Origin of the sequence: Streptomyces sp. MB09-01, from assembly GCF_033794505.1 — a bacterium.
Classification (GTDB): Bacteria; Actinomycetota; Actinomycetes; order Streptomycetales; family Streptomycetaceae; genus Streptomyces.
This window is the reverse complement of the sequence record NZ_JARAYQ010000087.1, coordinates 14,423-30,476: the sequence shown is the minus strand read 5'-3', so window position 1 is coordinate 30,476 and position 16,054 is coordinate 14,423. Positions and strand designations below refer to the sequence as shown.

Sequence of the window (16,054 nt, the reverse complement as noted above, 5' to 3'; positions counted from 1 at the left end):
GTGAGGGGTGTACGGCCTGCGGAGGGCAGGGCCGATGCCCGAGGCGCGAGGGGATGCGCGAACGCGGATGCCGACGCGTGCTCGGGGAGCCGGCTGTCAGAGGACAGCGGTTCCCGTCGGGGGACCCCGTGAGGTGATGGCGTGGACGAGGAGCAGCCGGCGCAGCGCGTGGCGCCGGCGCGCACGGCGTACGAGGACGCGCGGCGGGTGCGGAGTCGCGGCCGGGCGGAGCAGCAGGCGCAGCGGCGTCCAGAACCATCCCGCGACGGCGCGCAGGATGCGGAAGGCGGCTCGCTCTCCGTAGGCCAGCCACAGGCCGCACACCACCGCGGCCACCAGGTGGGCGGTGAGCATCGCGGCCGGCGACATGCCGCCCATGTCGTGGCCCCCGCCGGGCACCGCAGTCCCGGCGGACACGGCGCCGGCCATCTCGTGCACGGCGTGGTGACCATGAGCGGCGGCATCGGAGAGCGCGGTGCCGGGCGGCGGCCGGAAGACCAGCCCGCCGACCCCGGCCTCGTTGACCACTTTCAGCGCCTCGCGCGGGGAGACGGCGGCGGTTGCCCCGTCTCCGCAGGTCAGGTACTCCGCCCACTGGCGGGCGAACGAGGTCCCGGTGGGCAGGGAGGGGCGGACCAGGGACTGGGCCAGGGAGAACCCCGCGTGGAGTGCGGCCTGGACGGTGACGGCCGCGCCGGTGACGGCGAGCAGCCCGCGCTCCCCGCCGGTGAAGGCCCAGGCCGCTCCCCCCGTGCCCGCGAACGCGGCGGACAGGGCCCACCAGGGCACCGCCGTGCCCGACATGAGGATGTGGCCGGTGGCCGCGAGCAGCACGCAGAGGGCTGCGAACATCGCAGCCCTTACGACTCGTGAACATCGGCCCGGGTTCATGGCGGGGCTCATCCTCGCACCAGCTTCCGGGAGTTCGAAGAAGGGTGCGCACTTCTGGACAAGTTCTGGTGGCAGGCCCGGCCGTGCCTTGAGCGCCTGCCTATGGTGACCCGGAACACAGGGATCGGGGGGAACTGGAGGCCCTCGCCGGCCGACTGCATGGCCGGTCGGATCGACGTGCGCGCAGTGTGGGGGAAGGGAGCCATCAGTGGCGGTGGAGGTACCCGGGGCCGTGCGGACGCGTACGGACCAGGCCGCGGAACACCGGCTGACGGCGCTGCTCACGTGCGCCATGGCGTTCTCGATGCTGCAGCTGTTCCTGCTCGGCGCCCTGAGCCCGCGGCTGGTCGACGAACTGCATGTGTCGCCCGCGGTCCTCGGGCTCACGACGACGCTCGGCTTCGGGACGGCCGCCCTGCTGTCCCCGGCCGGCGGCCGGATCGTGGACCGGATCGGCCCGCGCCGCTCGCTGGCGGTCCTGCTGCTGGTGTCGGCCGCGGCGCTCGCCCTGATCGGCGCCGCGCCCGGTGCCGGTGTGCTGCTGGGCGCCGTCGCACTGGGCGGCGTACCGCAGGCGCTGGCCAACCCCGCCACCAACAAGGCGATCATGCGCGTCGTTGCGCCGGCCCGGCGGGGTGCGGTGACGGGGCTCAAGCAGTCCGGCGTCCAGTTGGGCGCCTTCGTGGCCGGTCTGCCCCTCGTGATGCTCGCGGGCGGGATCGGCTGGCGGGGTGCGGTGTGGACGGCGGCCGGTGCATCCCTGCTCGCCGGCGGGTGGGCGCTGGGGGCGTTGCCCGGAGATCCTTCGCCGCCCCCGGCCGGACCGCGCGGCCCGCTCGTTCCCCGCGGGATGGTCGCCTGGCTGGCGGCCTTCTCCGTGTTCCTCGGGGCCGGAATCGCCTCGGTCAACACCTACCTGGCCCTTTTCGGTGCGCAGCGCCTGGGCATGGGGCCGACGGCGGCCGGCGCCCTGGTCGCCGTACTGGGTGTCGCCGGGATCGCCGGCCGGATCGGGTGGGCGAAGGCGGCCCGGCCCGGGCGGGCCGAGTGGCTGCCGGGATGGCTCGCCTGCGGCGCGCTCGGGGCGGCTCTCCTCCTGGGCGCCGCGCTCGTCGCGGGCCCGCTGGTGTGGGTCGGAGCGGTCGCCGTCGGCGTGTTCGCCGTGTCCGGGAACGCCGTTTCCATGGTGCTCGTCATGCAGCGGGCCGCTCCGGGCCGGGCCGGGCAGGACTCGGCGCTCGTCGCGGCCGGGTTCTTCACCGGATTCGCCCTGGGGCCGCCCCTGTTCGGCCTGCTGGCCGGGAGCGGCCGGTACGGCTACGGGTGGCTGCTGGTCGGCGTGGAGTTCGCGGCGGCGGGAGCCGTCGCGTTCGCCTGGGCCGCGCGGGACCGGCGGAAGGCCACCTCGTGAACACCACGACGACTCCGCCGGATTGGGCCGAAAACGCCCTCGCGGCGGTGATCGGGCGCGTGAGCGTGACCGAGGCCCAGGTCGGCGAGCGCTTTCCGCTCCACGCGGAGCCCGACGACGGGCGGTGGACGACCACCGGCCGTGGTTCGTGGACCGGCGGCTTCTGGGCGGGGCTGCTGTGGCTGCGCGCCCGCTACACGGGTACCGACGCCGACCGGCGGGCCGCCGCCGCGTGCACCGCCCGGCTCGCGCCGTGGGCGGACGCCGACACCGCCACCCGGGGCCTGATCTTCTGGTACGGGACCTCGCTGGCCGGAGCCGATGCCGAAGCCGCCCGGCTGCGGGAACGGGCCGCCCGGGCCTGCCTGTCGGCCTACGACCCCGGCCTCGGCCTGGTGCCCTGGGGCGACGCGCTGGGCGGGCCCCGCCTCCTGGCCCGCGTGGACGGCGTACCGGGCATGGTGCCCCTGCTGGCGGGCGCCGGGGCGGAGGGCACGGCCGCCGCGGCCGCCCACCTCCACCGGCACCTCGACCTCTGCCTCGGCGCGGGCGGGGAGCGGCGCCCCTGGCTGTGGCCCGCCCGGCTGTTCGACGGGGGCGCGGGATGGCAGCGCTGCGACGAACCCGCGCCGGGCTGGAGCCGGGGGCAGTCCTGGCTGCTCCTGGCCGTCGCCGACGCCCTGACACGGCCCGGCCTCGTGAGCGGCGACTGCGCCCGGCTCGACGAGGCGGCCGAACAGCTGCTGGCGCAAGGGGAGGTGCTGTCCGGGCGGCTGGTACCGCCGGCCGGCGCCTCCCGGCCCGGCGGCCCCCTGGACACGTCGGCCGCCGCGATCACCGCAGTGGCACTGCTGAAGCTCGCACGGGTCTCCGGACCCCGGGCGGAGGCGTGTGCGTACCGGGCCGTGGCCATCCTCAACCGCCTGGCGCAGGCCCACCTGACCGGCGCGTGCTCCGGCCGCCCGCCGGGGATGCTGCTGGACGGCTGCTACGACGCCGCGAAGGGGCTGGCGGTCCGGCACGAGCTGATCTGGGGCGACTTCTTCCTGGCGCTCGGGCTGGCCGCGCTGGACGGCCTCGTCGACATCACCCGCGTCTAGGCCCTCCCGGCGTGGTCGCGCAGGACGCGGCTGGCCACGGAGGTGATGTGGAGCTCGTCGGGGCCGTCGAGGATGCGGGCGGCGCGGCCCGTGCGGAAGAGGGCGGGCAGCGGGGTGTCCGGACCGAGCCCGGCGGCGCCGTGGACCTGGATGGCCGAGTCCGTGACCTGCTGGAGCATGCGGGCGGCGGCGACCTTGGCCAGCCCCACCTCCGTACGGGCGTCCTGCCCGGACGCGATCAGGCCCACCGCCTCGTGGACGAGGGGACGGGTGGTGCGCAGCGCGAGCAGGGCGTCGAAGACGTGCTGCTGGACCAGCTGGTGGTCGGCGAGCGGCCCACGGGATCCGCTGCGGGTGGCGGCCCGGTCACACATGAGGTCGAAGGCGCGCTGGGCCTGGCCCAGCCAGCGCAGGCAGCGCAGCGTACGGCCGAGCAGCAGCCGCTCACCCGCGAGGGCGAGGGCGCTGCCGGGCTCGCCGAGGAGGTGGTCGGCGGGCACGCGGACCCGGTCGAGTTCGATCTCGTACTGACCCGCCGTACCGAGCACGGGGAGTTCCCTGACCACGCGGAAACCGGGGGAGGCGGTGGGCACCAGGAACAGGGAGAGCCCTGCGCGGTCCCCGGCGGTTCCGCCGGTGCGGGCCAGGACGGTCACCAGGTCGGCGCCCGCGGCGCCGGAGGTGAACCACTTGCGGCCGGTGACGCGCCAACCGCCGCCCGCCAGGCGCTCGGCGGCGGTGGCGGTCGAGAACGGGTCGGTGCCCGGCACGTCCGGCTCGGTCATCGCGTAGCAGGTGCGCACCTCCCCGGCGACCAGCCGTTCCAGGTACTCCTCGCGGACGCGGGGCGTGCCGTGGCGGGCCAGCATGGTGACGTCGAGCAGGGGGGCGGAGCCGAGCGCGGCGGGGCCGTGGTCACTGGCCCCCTCGGCCTCGGCCAGCGCGGCGTACGCGGCGAAGGACAGTCCGCCGCCGCCCAGTTCGGCCGGGAGCGGGAGCGCCCAGAGCCCTTCCTCCCGGGCCTGCCCCCTCAGCCCGGTGAGCGCTGCGGCCGCCGCCGGGCCGCCCGCGTCCAGCACGTCCTCCCGGGGGATCACCCGGCTGCGGACGAACGCGGCGACCCGGGCCTTCAACTCGGCTCCTCGGAGCTCGTGTGGGGCGGCCGTGCCTGGATCTATCACTGTTTTCCTCCTCATTCCCGGGAACTCGTGGGAACGGTTGTCCGACTGCCTGTCCGTGGAACTGGTCGGGTGCGAACGCTCCCCGGTTCCCGCGTATCGCACGAACCGGGCGACGGCCACCGCCGCGCCGGGAGAGGAGAGGCATGGCGTCACCAGCCACCACGCAGACGGTCCGGCCGCTCGACACACTGCGCTTCGACACCTCGGGGCCCCCGCAGATCACGGACGTCGTCGCCGACCACCTGCGCCTGCTCGGCGCGACCGGCGATCGTTGCGGCCAGGCCCCGCCGGACGGCATCACGCTCACCGGCGGCGGCTTCGCACCCGCGCGGGCGGCCGCCACGTGGGCGGATCCCGCGAGCGGGCTCGTCGACGAGGCGACCGTCCAGGCCGCCACCGGCATCATGGCCGTGCACGGCCGCCGGGACGGCTCCCCGCGCGGGGTGGCCGCCGACTACGCGGCCACGGCCGCCGCCGTCCTGACCGTGCAGGGGCTGCTCGCCGGCCTGATAGGCCAGGCCCGGGGAGGGCCCGCCGCCCAGGTCACCACCCGCGCGGACCGGGCGGGCCTGCTGACGGTGTCCCAGTACCTCGCCGCAGCCGGGGCCGACGAGGGCGAAGCCGCCGAACTCGCCGCCGGAGGGCCGCCCTTCCGCTCCGCCGACGGGGTCCTCTTCGAGCTGGAGACCCTCGACCCGGGTGCCTGGGCCTCCTTCTGGCGGGCTCTGGAGGCGCCCGCCGATGCGATCCGGGCAGGCTGGCGGCCCTTCCAGTTCCGGTACGCGACCGCCTGCGCGCCGTTCCCGCCGGCCCTCCACGAGGTCACCCGGGCCATCCCCATGACGGGCATCCGGCGGGCCGCCGCTCTCTCCGGCGCCGAGGTGTGCGTCCTGCGCACCCTCGCGGAAAGGGCACTGGAGGACGACGGCGCCGCTCCCTGGGCGCTCCGGCTCCTCGGGCCGGAAGCAGACCGTCCGAGGACGGCAGCCGGGCGCGGCGCCGGGCCTTCCGCGGGCCGGCCGCTGGCCGGACTCACCGTGCTGGAGGCCGGCCGGCGCATCCAGGCCCCGCTCGCAGCGCACCTGTTGGGCCTGCTCGGCGCTGACGTGATCCGGATCGAGCCGCCGGGCGGGGACCCGTTGCGCGGCATGCCGCCCGCCTGCTCCGGGATCTCCGCGCGCTGGCTCGCCCTCAACCGGGGCAAGCGGGCGGTGGAGATCGACATCAAGGCGGACGGAGACCGGCGCAGACTGCGCGAGATGGCCGCGGAGGCCGACGTGTTCCTCCACAACTGGGCCCCGGGCAAGGCCGCCGAACTCGGCCTGGACCACGACGACCTCGCGGCGGTGAATCCCGCGCTCGTCTACGCCTACACCAGCGGCTGGGCCGACCGGCTCGACGACGCCCCCATGGGCACCGACTTCATGGTCCAGGCCCGCACCGCGGTCGGCGAGGCCGTCCGCCCCCAGGACGAGGCCCCGGCCCCCTCGCTGATGACCCTGCTCGACGTCCTCGGCGGACTGCACGGCGCCGAGGCGGTCCTCGCCGGACTCCTGCTGCGCGAACGCACCGGCCACGGCGTACGGGTGGACTCCTCCCTGCTCGGCGCGGCCGACACGCTGACCGCACCCGCCCTGCGACGCGCGGTCCGGGGCGAGGCCCCCCGGCGGCCGGCCGGATTCCGCCGCCCCCTGCCCACGGCCGACGGCTGGATCGCCCCGGCCGACGAGGGCGCCGCCGCCGCAGGAGCGTACGACCTGCGCGACCTGCCCACCGCGGACGCCCTCGAGCAGCTGCGGGAGCACGGCCTGACGGCCACCGCCGTCACCACCGAACTGGCCGACCTGCACCACGACCGGCGCTTCACCGGCTCGATCAGCCGCGACGCGCACGGCGCCCCTGCCGTTCCCGACCCCTGGAGCTTCGCATGACCGCCAACAGGCTCGTACTGCACGACCTGCTGCCCGCCGACCTCCGCCGCTCCTGGGTGGTCGACGGCACCTGCCCCGACCTCGACCTCTACAGCCTCTTCCGAGCCCGGCAGATCGCCGACCTGCACGCCACCGCCGTGATCGACGCCAAGGGCCCGCTCTGTTACACCGCACTGGACCGCAAGGTGCGCGCCCTGGCCACCGGACTGCGCGACCTCGGCATACGACCGGGCGACGTGGTCGGCGTCCAGCTCCCCAACCACCGGAACGCCGTCATCGCCGATCTGGCCCTGGCCGCCCTCGGCGCGGTGGCCCTGCCCTTCCCCGTCGGCCGCGGCAGCCTGGAAGCGGAATGCCTGCTGCGCCGCGCCGAGGCCGTCGCCGTCATCGCCGCGATCGACCACCGGGGCAGCCGGCACGCCGCCGACCTGCACACGCTGGCGCCGGCCCTGCCCGCCCTCCGGCACGTGATCGCGGCCGGGCCCGGGACGGCACCCGAGGGGACGGTCGCCTTCTCCGCCCTGCTGCGCTCCGACGCGAGCGCCTTCGTACCGTTCCGGCCCGACCCGGACAGCGCGGCCCGCATCCTGGTCTCCTCCGGCTCCGAGGCCGAGCCGAAGATGGTCGCGTACTCGCACAACGCCCTCGCCGGCGGCCGCGGAAACTTCCTCGCCTCCCTGATGCCCGACGGGACCGCGCCGCGCTGCCTGTTCCTGGTGCCGCTGGCCTCCGCCTTCGGCTCGAACGGCACGGCCGTCACCCTGGCCCGGCACGGCGGCACGCTGGTCCTCCTCGACCACTTCACCCCGGAAGCCGCCCTCGCGGCGGTGCGGGAGCACGCGCCCACGCACATCCTCGGCGTGCCCACGATGGTCCGGATGATGCTGGACCGGCTCGAAGGCGACCGCGGCGCGCTGCCCGCCCCCACCGCCCTCGTCCTGGGCGGATCCGCGCTCGACGAGCGCACGGCCAAGGACGCCGCCCAGGCTTTCGGCTGCCCGGTCGTCAACCTCTACGGTTCGGCCGACGGCGTCAACTGCCACACCGGACTGGGCAACGAGACCCCGCCCGCCGACGGCCAGGGCGTCGTGGCCGGGCGCCCCGACCCGCGGGTCGCCGACATCCGCATCGCCGACACCGAAACCCACGAGCCGTTGCCGGACGGCAGCGTCGGGGAGATCATCGCGCGCGGCCCGATGACCCCGCTGTGCTACGTCGCCTCCCCGGACCTCGACGCCCGCTACCGCACCCCCGACGGCTGGGTCCGCACCGGAGACCTCGGTTTCCTCGACGAGGCGGGCACCCTTCACATCGTCGGACGGCTCAAGGACATCGTCATCCGCGGCGGCGCCAACATCAGCCCCGCCGAGGTCGAGCGCCACCTGGCCTCCCACCCGCTGGTGCGCGACGTGGTGTGCGTGGGGGTTGCGGACGCGGTGATGGGGGAGAGGCTGGCGGCCTGCGTCGTACCCCGCACGGCGCAGGCGCCTTCCCTGGAGGAGCTCTGTGCGCACCTCACGGAGTGCGGGCTCGAGCAGCGCAAGTTCCCCGAGCGGCTCCTGGCCGTGGCCGAACTCCCGCTGACCCCGGCGGGCAAGCCCGACCGGGGCGCCCTGCGCGCGTGCCTGACCGGCATCCGTCCCCCGGCGCAGACCGGCAGCGTCCCGCGGCCCGCGACCGGCAGCATCCCCCGGCCTGTGACCGGCACCGTCCCGCAGCTGGAGAGCGGCAGCATCCCGCTCGCCCAGGCCGGATGAGAGGCCGGGGCCCGGCCGGCGCCGCGCCGGCCGGGCCCCGCCCCGGCCAGAACGGGAGGGCACGCGCCCGGCGCGTGCCCTCCCGTCGTCGCTACGCCTTGCGGCGCACGGTCACGACGCGCCCATGGCCTTCTTCAGCTCGGCTGCCGCGTTGCGGTAGACCGGCAGCAGATCGAGGTCCTCGCCCGGATAGTTGACGATCTTGACCTGCTTGGCGCCGGAGTCGGGCAGGACCGTGCCGGTGGACATGTGGGCGTTGTCGAGGACGAGCGCCGGCTTCTTCGCGGAGAGCTCGGCGAGCTGCGCCGGGGTGACGGCCTCGGGCCCGAAGGTGCCCAGGGGGGTGGCGCCCGAGAGCTTCGCGGCCCAGGCGGTGAAGACCTGGGTGACGACGGAGGGGCTCTTGCCGCCGGGCCAGGCCGCCTGGACGTCCTTGTTCAGCTTCGCGTACTCGGTGCCGAAGCCGGTCTTCCACTGAGCGGCGGCGTCAGCGGTGCCGAAGAGAGCACCCAGCTTGTCGACCTCGGCCCTGACCTTGTCGGGATCGTTGTCGAGGTTGACCTCGACCAGCTTCGCCTTGGAGCCGGCGGCCTCCTTGATCTTCGCGGCGTACGGCTCGAACGGCGCGTACAGCACGAAGTCGGCCTTGGCGACGGCGGCGAGGTCCGAGGGCTTCGGGTCGTAGTCGGGGGCGTGGTGCACGGACTGCGGGACGATTACCTTGACGTCCTCGGCCCCCGCGGCCTTGGCGAACGCGCCCTCCCAGGTGGTGGTCACGACCACCACGGGCTTGTTCTTCCCGGCCGGGGCGCCGGCCTTCGCCGGGCCGTCAGCAGCGACGTCGGCGGCGCCGGTGTCGCTTCCGCAACCGGCCGTGAGGAGGACTGCCGCGCTCAGTGCGAGGAAGGAAGAGATAGGGACGCCGGTGCGCGCCATGAGCTGATTCTCCGTTCGGGTATGAAGTGCACGGCGAGGACGAGTGCCCCCGCCGTCAGGACGAGGACCGGGCCGGGCGGCCAGTCCAGCCACAGGGCCAGCAGGAACCCCGTCAGGTTGACGACGACGCCGATGCCGACCGCCCACAGGGTGATCGACCGCAGCGAACTGCCGAGGCGGCGGGCCGCGAGGGCGGGAAGCAGGGTCAGCGCGTCGACGAGCAGGGCGCCGGTGAGCTTGATGGCCCCGGCGACCGCGATGGCGACGAGCACCAGGAGGGCCGCCGTCAGCGCCCGCACGGGGACGCCGGAGCACTGCGCGAGCTCGCGGTCGTAGAGGAGCAGGCCGATCTCGCGGCGCCGCCACCAGAAGAGGCCGGGGACCACGACGGCGAGCACCCCGAGGACGACCAGATCGGAGGTGCCCACCGACAGGATCGAGCCCCAGAGCAGGGCGAAGGCCCCCGATGCGTTGACGCCCGACACGGCGAGCAGGAGGAGGGCCGCCGCGATGGCCAGGCTCATCAACAGCCCCATCGCCCCGGACAGCCCGTCCGGGGTACGGGCGAGCGGGGCGACGCCCGCGCCGGCCAGGGAGCAGGCCACCAGCGCGCACAGCATGGGGTCGAGGCCGGTGAGCAGGCCGACCGCGATCCCGAGCAGGGCGACGTGCATCATCGCGAACCGGACCGGCATGATGTCGAGCCCGACGATGACCACGCCGATCACGGGCAGCCCGACCGCGGCCAGCAGGAGGGCGATGCCCGCCCGTTGCACGGGCAGGAGCTGCAGGAGTTCGCCCAGGTCGGCGGTGGCGAGCGTCACCGGACCTCCCGCAGCCGGCCCGCGGCCATCTCCAGTACCCGGTCGCAGCGCTCGGCCAGCGCGCGGTCGTGCGTCACCACGACGAGGGTCACCGGCAGGGAGGTGAGGACGTCCGCCGCTTCCTCCTGGCCGTCGAAGTCGAGTGCGGCGGTGGGTTCGTCGGCCAGCAGCACCTGGGCCCCGGCGGCGACACTGCCGATCGCCCGGGCCAGGTACATGCGCTGCAACTGGCCTCCGGAGAGGGTGTGCAGCGGCCGCCCGGTCAGCGGACCCACCCCGAGCCGGTCCGCGGCCTCCGCCGCCTCCCGCGGAGCGCCGCTGCTCGCCAGCAGCTCGCCGCCGAGCAGTGGGAAGCGTCCGGCGGCCGGCTTCTGCGGGATCCAGGCGCAGGCCCGGCGCCGCCAGGCCCACTCCGCGGCCGAACCGGTGCCGCGTCCGCCGACCGTGATCGAGCCCGACACCTGCCGGTGGAGACCGAGCACGGCACGCAGCAGCGTGGTCTTGCCCGAACCGTTCGTTCCGGTCAGCGCCACGCGCTCACCGGCCGCGATCTTCAGATCCACCTCGGCGACGGCCTCCACCCGGCCGTGCCGGCAGGCCACTTCGCGCATGTGGACGTCCAGCCCGCCCATCACTCGTCCTTCGATCCTCTGCAGCAGGATGACTTCGCCGCAGTGTCCGCCCCTTGCGCAGCAGTAGTCGGACGGCGCGGGCTCCGGGTTCCCGAAGACGGAAAGATCGGACGAGATCGCACGAGACCGGCAGGGATCGGCGACGGGGAGCGGCTCAGCTGCCGGGCCGCACGACGAACGCCACCGCCTCGACGGGCCCGCTGTTGCGGAAGTGCAGGACGAAGGGCACCGCGTCACCCACCTGCCAGCGGCCCTTGACCGTCATCACCACGTCCAGCGTGCTCGGGGTCATCTGCAGCGTCGAGCCTGCGGGGATCTCCGCCGAGGGGACCGTGCGCATGGAATCCGCCCCCGCGGGACTCTCGTGCCGGTTCAGCATCACCGCCTCCACGACGGGGGACGTCACGGAGACCAACTGGTCCCCGGACCCTCCGGTGTTCGAGATCCGGAAGAACGCGGCGGTGCGCTCCTTGTCGGCGTACGGGAGGAAGACCCGCCCGATGCCGACCTCGATGCGGGCCGGAGTGCCCGCCGCTCCTGCCGTGGTCCACGCGGTCAGTCCGACCAGGGCCGTGAGACAGGCGGTCACCGGTGCGAGCACGGAGATCAGCTGGTCGCGCAGCCTGCGGCTGCCGGGCCAGGCCTCGGCCGACGACGTGGGGGAGAGGGGACCGGTCATCGCTGGAAGTCCTTTCGGCCGGGACGGGGAGTGGCCGCGCCACCGTGGCGCTTCGGCGAGGGCTGCCAGGCCCGCAGGCGCAGGCTGTTGCCCACCACCAGCAGCGAGCTGGCGGACATCGCGGCCGCGGCGACCATCGGGTTGAGCCAGCCGACCGCGGCGAGGGGCACGGTGACCGCGTTGTAGCCGAACGCCCAGACGAGGTTGGCGCGGATCGTCCCCAGGGTGCGACGGGCCAGCCGGACGGCGTCGGCCACCGCCTCGATGTCACCGCGCACCAGCGTCACGTCGGCCGCTCCGATCGCCACGTCCGTACCGCTGCCCATGGCGATGCCGAGATCGGCGCGGGCCAGGGCGGCGGCGTCGTTCACACCGTCCCCGATCACCGCCACCCGCCGTCCCTCCTCCTTCAGACGGGTCACCAGTTCGGCCTTCCCCTCCGGAGTGCAGCGGGCATGGACCGCGGAGATGCCGAGCTGCGCGGCGACCGTGCGCGCCGTGGCATCGCGGTCACCGGTGGCCAGCACCGGTTCCACGCCCAGCCGGCGCAGCCGGTCCACGGCCCGGTAGCTCCCGGGCCGAAGGACGTCCCCGAGGGCGATCAGGGCCTCGTCGAAGCCGTCCACCCGGACCAGGACGGGCGTGAGCACGGACGCCTCCGCCTGGGCCAGCGCCTGCGCCAGCGACTTCGGCAGGCCGTCGTCGGGGGAGAGCACGTCGACGCGCCGCCCCTCCACGAACCCCGTGACGCCCGCCCCGGGAGTGGCCCGGAAGTCGGTGACCGGGGGCAGTGCGCCCCCGGTCTGCGCGCGCTGCGCGTACGCGGCGAGGGCGCGGCCCAGCGGATGCTCCGAGCCCTGCTCCACGGCCCCGGCCAGGCGCAGGACCGCCTCGCGCCCGATGCCGCCGCTGACCGCGGTGACGTGGACGACGCTCATGTGGCCGGTGGTGAGCGTGCCCGTCTTGTCCAGGACCACGGTGTCCACGTGCCGCAGTGCCTCCAGCGCCTGCGGACCGCTGACCAGCACGCCCAGCTGCGCGCCCCGGCCGGTCGCGGCCAGCAGCGCGGTGGGGGTCGCCAACCCCAGCGCGCACGGACAGGCGACGACGAGGATCGCCACCGCCGCGGTCACGGCCGCCTGCGGGTCGGCCCCGGCACCGAGCCAGAACCCGAGCACCGTGACCGCCAGGGTCAGGATCACCGGGACGAAGACCCCGGCCACACGGTCGGCCAGCCGCTGGGCCCGCGCCTTGCCGGCCTGCGCCTCGGTGACCATGCGGGTGATCCGGGCGAGCTGGGTGTCCGCGCCGACCGCGGTGGCCCGTACGAGGAGCAGTCCGCCGGCGTTGACGGCGGCCCCCACCACCTTCCGGTCGGGTCCCACCTCCACGGGATCGCTCTCACCCGTGACCAGGGACAGGTCCAGGGCGGAGCTGCCGGAGACCACGACACCGTCGGTGGCGACCCGTTCGCCGGGGCGCACGAGGAACTCCTGCCCCACCCGCAGCTGTTCCACGGGGATCCGCCGCTCCCGGCCGTCCTCCCGTACGGTCACGTCCTTGACGGCGAGCCCGGCCAGTGAGCGCAGGGCCGCGCCGGTGCCGCGCCGGGCCCGCGCCTCCAGATGGCGGCCGGCCAGGACGAACAGGGGAACTCCGACGGCGGCTTCCAGGTAGACGTGCGCGACCTCCCCTCCCGCCGAGGGGAGGAAGGTGAACGGCATCCGCATGTCCGGATCGCCGGCGCCGCCGAGGAACAGGGCGTACAGGGACCAGGAGAACGAGGCGGCGACCCCGAGGGAGACCAGGGTGTCCATGGTGGCCGCCGCATGCCGCAGCCCGCGTACCGCCCGCAGGTGGAAGGGCAGGGCGCTCCACACGACGACCGGAGCGGCGAGAGTGAGGCACAGCCACTGCCAGTTGCGGAACTGCAGGGCGGGCACCATCGACAGCACGAGGACGGGGGCGCAGAGCAGCACGGTGATCAACAGCCGTTCGCGCTCCGCGCGCTGGCCCTCGCTCTCGGCGTCGGCGGGCTGCTCGGCAGGCGGGGACTCCTCACGCGGTACGGGCGCCGGGGGCGGCTCGGCGGTGTAACCGGCGCGCTCCACCGCCTCGACCAGGTCCTGGACGGTCACGGCGGGCGGATGGCTCACCCGTGCCCGCCCGGTGGCGAGGTTGACCGCCGCGGTCACTCCGTCGAGCCTCGCCAGCCGCTTCTCCACCCGGTTCACGCAGGCCGCGCACGTCATACCGCCGACGGTCAGGTCGGTCGTGGTCAGGGTGCCGCCCACGGCGTCCGCGGTCACCGCCCGCTCCCCGGATGCGTACCGTCCATGCCGCCCATGCCGCCGCCGGATCCCGCGTCGGGGCCGGTCCGGTGCAGGCCGGGAGCGACCGGCCCGGCGGCGGATCCCACCCCGTAGGAGAGGGCGAACACGGCTGCCAGGAGCACGACGAAGCCGGCCAGGGCCGGCGGCGGCGCCCAGCGCGGCCAGGCGGGGCGGGGGCGGGTCTCGGGTTGCCTTCCGGTCATCGGCTCTCCAGCTCCTGGGTACGTGTACGGCGCTGCGCCCGTCGCGGTCATCCGTGCGGGACCGCCGGAGAGGTAGTCGTGCGCGGTGCGGTGCGAGTTCCCGTCGGCACCCGTTCGCGTCGAACTCCTTCCGGCGACCCGGCCCACGCGGCCGGCGTGCCGCCGTACGGCGTGCACCACCCGGCCGGACACGTCGCCGCCGACGCCCTGGAGCACGGACGGCGGCCTACCGGTCAGTCCCGGCGAACGGCCGGCTCTCCTCCCTCCGGCGCTCCGTAGGCCGGCCGTTCGCAGCCGGGCAGGACGCTGACGAACGGCACCCCGGTGCGCGGATGCGCGATGACCTCGGCCTCGACCTCGTACACCTCGGACAGCAGCGGCGCCGTCAGCACCTGCGCGGGCTCCCCCGTGGCGACGACGCGGCCGCCCGTCATGACGCAGATCCGGTCGCAGAACGCCGCGGCGAGGTTCAGGTCGTGCAGCGCGACGACGGCGGTGACGCCGAGCCGCCGCACGAGCCGCAGTGCGTCCAGCTGGTGGCGCAGGTCCAAGTGGTTGGTCGGTTCGTCCAGCACCATGGTCCCCGTGCGCTGGGCGAGCGCACGGGCGATCAGGACCCGCTGCTTCTCCCCGCCCGACAGCCGGTCGAACGGCGCGTGCGCGAGGGAGTCGACGCGCAGCTGCGCCAGGGACCGGGTGATGACGTCGCGGTCGTCCGCGTCATCGCCCGCGAAGGCCCGCTTGTGCGGGGTGCGGCCCATCGCCACCACGTCGTACACGGTCAGTTCGAAGTCCCCGGACGTCTCCTGCAGTACGGCCGCGAGGCGCTGGGCGAGGCGTTTGCCCGGCATGCGCCAGACGTCCTCGCCGTCGAGCAGGACCCGGCCCGATGTGGGCCGCACCGCCCGGTAGAAGGTGCGCAGCAGGGTGGACTTGCCGGCGCCGTTGGGGCCGACCAGGCCCACGACCTCGCCGGGCGCCACGTGCAGGGAGGCCCGGTGGACCAGCGCCTTGCCGTTCACCACGACGCTGACCTCCTCGGCGCGGAGGGAACCGGGCTCTGCGGTCGGTCGGCCGGTCACCGGGCAGCCTTCCGTCGCATCAGCCAGAGGAAGAAGGGACCGCCGACGAGGGCGGTGAGGATGCCCACGGGTATCTCTTCCGGGCTCATGAACGTGCGCGCGGCCAGATCTGCGGAGATCAGGAACGCCGCCCCCAGGAGGGCCGCGGCGGGCAGCGCGCGACGGTGGTCGGCGCCCACGAGCAGCCGCACCACGTGCGGCATGATCAGTCCGACGAAGCCGATCTGCCCGCTGACCGCGACGATCGTGCCGATCATCAGGGCCACCAGGGTGAACAGGGCGCCGCGGAACCGGTGCACGTCCAGACCGAGGGCCGCGGCGGCCTCCTCGCCGGCCAGCAGGAGGTTGAGCGGACGGCAGACACCGAGGAGGACGGCCGTCCCGAGCAGGACCGCACCGACCGGGATCCACACCGTCGTCCAGGTGGTGCCGGCCAGTCCGCCGAGCATCCAGCGCAGCGCGGACTGCGTCTTGTGCGGATCGTTCGAGGTGACGATCAGGAAGCTGGCCAGCGCCGACAGCACCTCGGCCGTGGCCACACCGGCCAGGACCAGCCGCACCGTCGTCATCCGCCCGCCGGAACGGGCCAGGAAGTAGACGGCGACCAGGGCGGCCAGGGCCCCGCAGAACGCGGCCACCGGCAGGGTGAACAGCCCGAACATCGTCAGGTTCAGGACCAGGACGAGCACCGCGCCGACCGACGCGCCCGAGGACACGCCCAGCAGCATCGGATCGGCCAGCGGGTTGCGGACCAGCGCCTGCAGCGCCATTCCCGCCACCGACAGACCCGCGCCGACCACCCCGGCCAGCAGCACCCGGGGCAGGCGGACGTCCGTGACGATCGTCTCGCGCACCGGGGTCCACGTCGGCTCGGCGAGGGACGGGTGCACGCGGTGCAGCAGGATGCCCCACACCTGGTCGGCCGGGACGCTGATCGAGCCGGCCGCGATGCCGGCCGTGGCGGCGCCGGCCACCAGCACGCCGAGTAGGGCCAGCACCAGGGCGTACGGGATCCCGGGGCGGCGCGCGGGGCCGGGCCGGCCTTCCTCGCGCCGGCCGGGCCGGGCCTCCTCACGAAGGCCGGTCCCCACGGG

Annotated in this window: 14 protein-coding genes; 4 read left to right on the top strand and 10 right to left on the bottom strand. The window is 75.0% G+C overall.

The features are described 5' to 3' along the window. Positions 1-96: 96 nt before the first annotated feature. Positions 97-852, bottom strand: a complete 756-nt coding sequence (locus tag PV721_RS19720; protein ID WP_319726127.1) for a hypothetical protein — start codon at positions 850-852, stop codon at positions 97-99. A gap of 247 nt (positions 853-1,099) precedes the next feature. Between PV721_RS19720 and PV721_RS19715 the strand changes: the two genes are divergently transcribed. Further along, positions 1,100-2,302 (top strand): MFS transporter, encoded by a 1,203-nt coding sequence (locus PV721_RS19715; RefSeq protein WP_416371139.1) that lies wholly within the window; start codon positions 1,100-1,102, stop codon positions 2,300-2,302. 59 nt (positions 2,303-2,361) lie between these two features. Next, positions 2,362-3,402: a sugar ABC transporter permease gene (locus tag PV721_RS19710; RefSeq protein WP_319726125.1), complete on the top strand. Its 1,041-nt coding sequence runs from the start codon at positions 2,362-2,364 to the stop codon at positions 3,400-3,402. Here the strand turns inward: PV721_RS19710 and PV721_RS19705 are convergent. Beyond that, complete coding sequence (locus PV721_RS19705; RefSeq protein WP_319726122.1) at positions 3,399-4,598, bottom strand: acyl-CoA dehydrogenase family protein; 1,200 nt, start codon at positions 4,596-4,598, stop codon at positions 3,399-3,401. The two genes, PV721_RS19710 and PV721_RS19705, sit on opposite strands and share 4 nt — an antisense overlap. 128 nt (positions 4,599-4,726) lie before the next feature. Between PV721_RS19705 and PV721_RS19700 the strand changes: the two genes are divergently transcribed. Next, positions 4,727-6,514, top strand: coding sequence for a CoA transferase (locus PV721_RS19700; protein ID WP_319726120.1), 1,788 nt, complete (start codon positions 4,727-4,729; stop codon positions 6,512-6,514). Continuing rightward, positions 6,511-8,271, top strand: a complete 1,761-nt coding sequence (locus PV721_RS19695) for a class I adenylate-forming enzyme family protein (protein ID WP_319726118.1) — start codon at positions 6,511-6,513, stop codon at positions 8,269-8,271. The genes PV721_RS19700 and PV721_RS19695 overlap by 4 nt, the downstream gene beginning before the upstream one ends. Before the next feature lie 111 nt (positions 8,272-8,382). On the opposite strand, the gene PV721_RS19690 is transcribed toward PV721_RS19695, so the two are convergent. The 8 genes from PV721_RS19690 to PV721_RS19655 form a co-directional block, all read right to left on the bottom strand. Continuing rightward, complete coding sequence (locus PV721_RS19690; protein WP_319726117.1) at positions 8,383-9,207, bottom strand: metal ABC transporter solute-binding protein, Zn/Mn family; 825 nt, start codon at positions 9,205-9,207, stop codon at positions 8,383-8,385. Further along, a complete protein-coding gene (locus tag PV721_RS19685; RefSeq protein ID WP_319726114.1) occupies positions 9,165-10,031 on the bottom strand; it encodes a metal ABC transporter permease in 867 nt (288 codons plus the stop codon). Before PV721_RS19685 ends, PV721_RS19690 begins: the two co-directional genes overlap by 43 nt. Beyond that, on the bottom strand, positions 10,028-10,663 hold the full coding sequence (locus PV721_RS19680; protein ID WP_319726112.1) for an ABC transporter ATP-binding protein: 636 nt from the start codon (positions 10,661-10,663) through the stop codon (positions 10,028-10,030). The genes PV721_RS19685 and PV721_RS19680 overlap by 4 nt, the downstream gene beginning before the upstream one ends. Positions 10,664-10,817: 154 nt before the next feature. Continuing rightward, entirely contained in the window at positions 10,818-11,342 is a 525-nt protein-coding gene (locus PV721_RS19675) for a copper chaperone PCu(A)C (RefSeq protein ID WP_319726110.1), read from the bottom strand. Continuing rightward, a complete protein-coding gene (locus PV721_RS19670) occupies positions 11,339-13,594 on the bottom strand; it encodes a heavy metal translocating P-type ATPase (protein WP_319726136.1) in 2,256 nt (751 codons plus the stop codon). The genes PV721_RS19675 and PV721_RS19670 overlap by 4 nt, the downstream gene beginning before the upstream one ends. Before the next feature lie 53 nt (positions 13,595-13,647). Beyond that, positions 13,648-14,094 (bottom strand): hypothetical protein, encoded by a 447-nt coding sequence (locus tag PV721_RS43965; protein WP_416371138.1) that lies wholly within the window; start codon positions 14,092-14,094, stop codon positions 13,648-13,650. Positions 14,095-14,111: 17 nt separating this feature from the next. Beyond that, on the bottom strand, positions 14,112-14,987 hold the full coding sequence (locus tag PV721_RS19660) for an ABC transporter ATP-binding protein (RefSeq protein ID WP_319726134.1): 876 nt from the start codon (positions 14,985-14,987) through the stop codon (positions 14,112-14,114). Beyond that, a complete protein-coding gene (locus tag PV721_RS19655; protein ID WP_416371137.1) occupies positions 14,957-16,051 on the bottom strand; it encodes a FecCD family ABC transporter permease in 1,095 nt (364 codons plus the stop codon). The genes PV721_RS19660 and PV721_RS19655 overlap by 31 nt, the downstream gene beginning before the upstream one ends. Positions 16,052-16,054 lie beyond the last annotated feature (3 nt).

What these genes read in the sequence shown, in the direction of transcription:
- PV721_RS19720 (WP_319726127.1), bottom strand. Translation starts at nt 852, where the DNA reads ATGTTCGCAGCCCTCTGCGTGCTGCTCGCGGCCACCGGCCACATCCTC.
- PV721_RS19705 (WP_319726122.1), bottom strand. Translation starts at nt 4,598, where the DNA reads ATGAGGAGGAAAACAGTGATAGATCCAGGCACGGCCGCCCCACACGAG.
- PV721_RS19700 (WP_319726120.1), top strand. Translation starts at nt 4,727, where the DNA reads ATGGCGTCACCAGCCACCACGCAGACGGTCCGGCCGCTCGACACACTG.
- PV721_RS19695 (WP_319726118.1), top strand. Translation starts at nt 6,511, where the DNA reads ATGACCGCCAACAGGCTCGTACTGCACGACCTGCTGCCCGCCGACCTC.
- PV721_RS19690 (WP_319726117.1), bottom strand. Translation starts at nt 9,207, where the DNA reads ATGGCGCGCACCGGCGTCCCTATCTCTTCCTTCCTCGCACTGAGCGCG.
- PV721_RS19680 (WP_319726112.1), bottom strand. Translation starts at nt 10,663, where the DNA reads ATGGGCGGGCTGGACGTCCACATGCGCGAAGTGGCCTGCCGGCACGGC.
- PV721_RS19675 (WP_319726110.1), bottom strand. Translation starts at nt 11,342, where the DNA reads ATGACCGGTCCCCTCTCCCCCACGTCGTCGGCCGAGGCCTGGCCCGGC.
- PV721_RS19670 (WP_319726136.1), bottom strand. Translation starts at nt 13,594, where the DNA reads ATGACGTGCGCGGCCTGCGTGAACCGGGTGGAGAAGCGGCTGGCGAGG.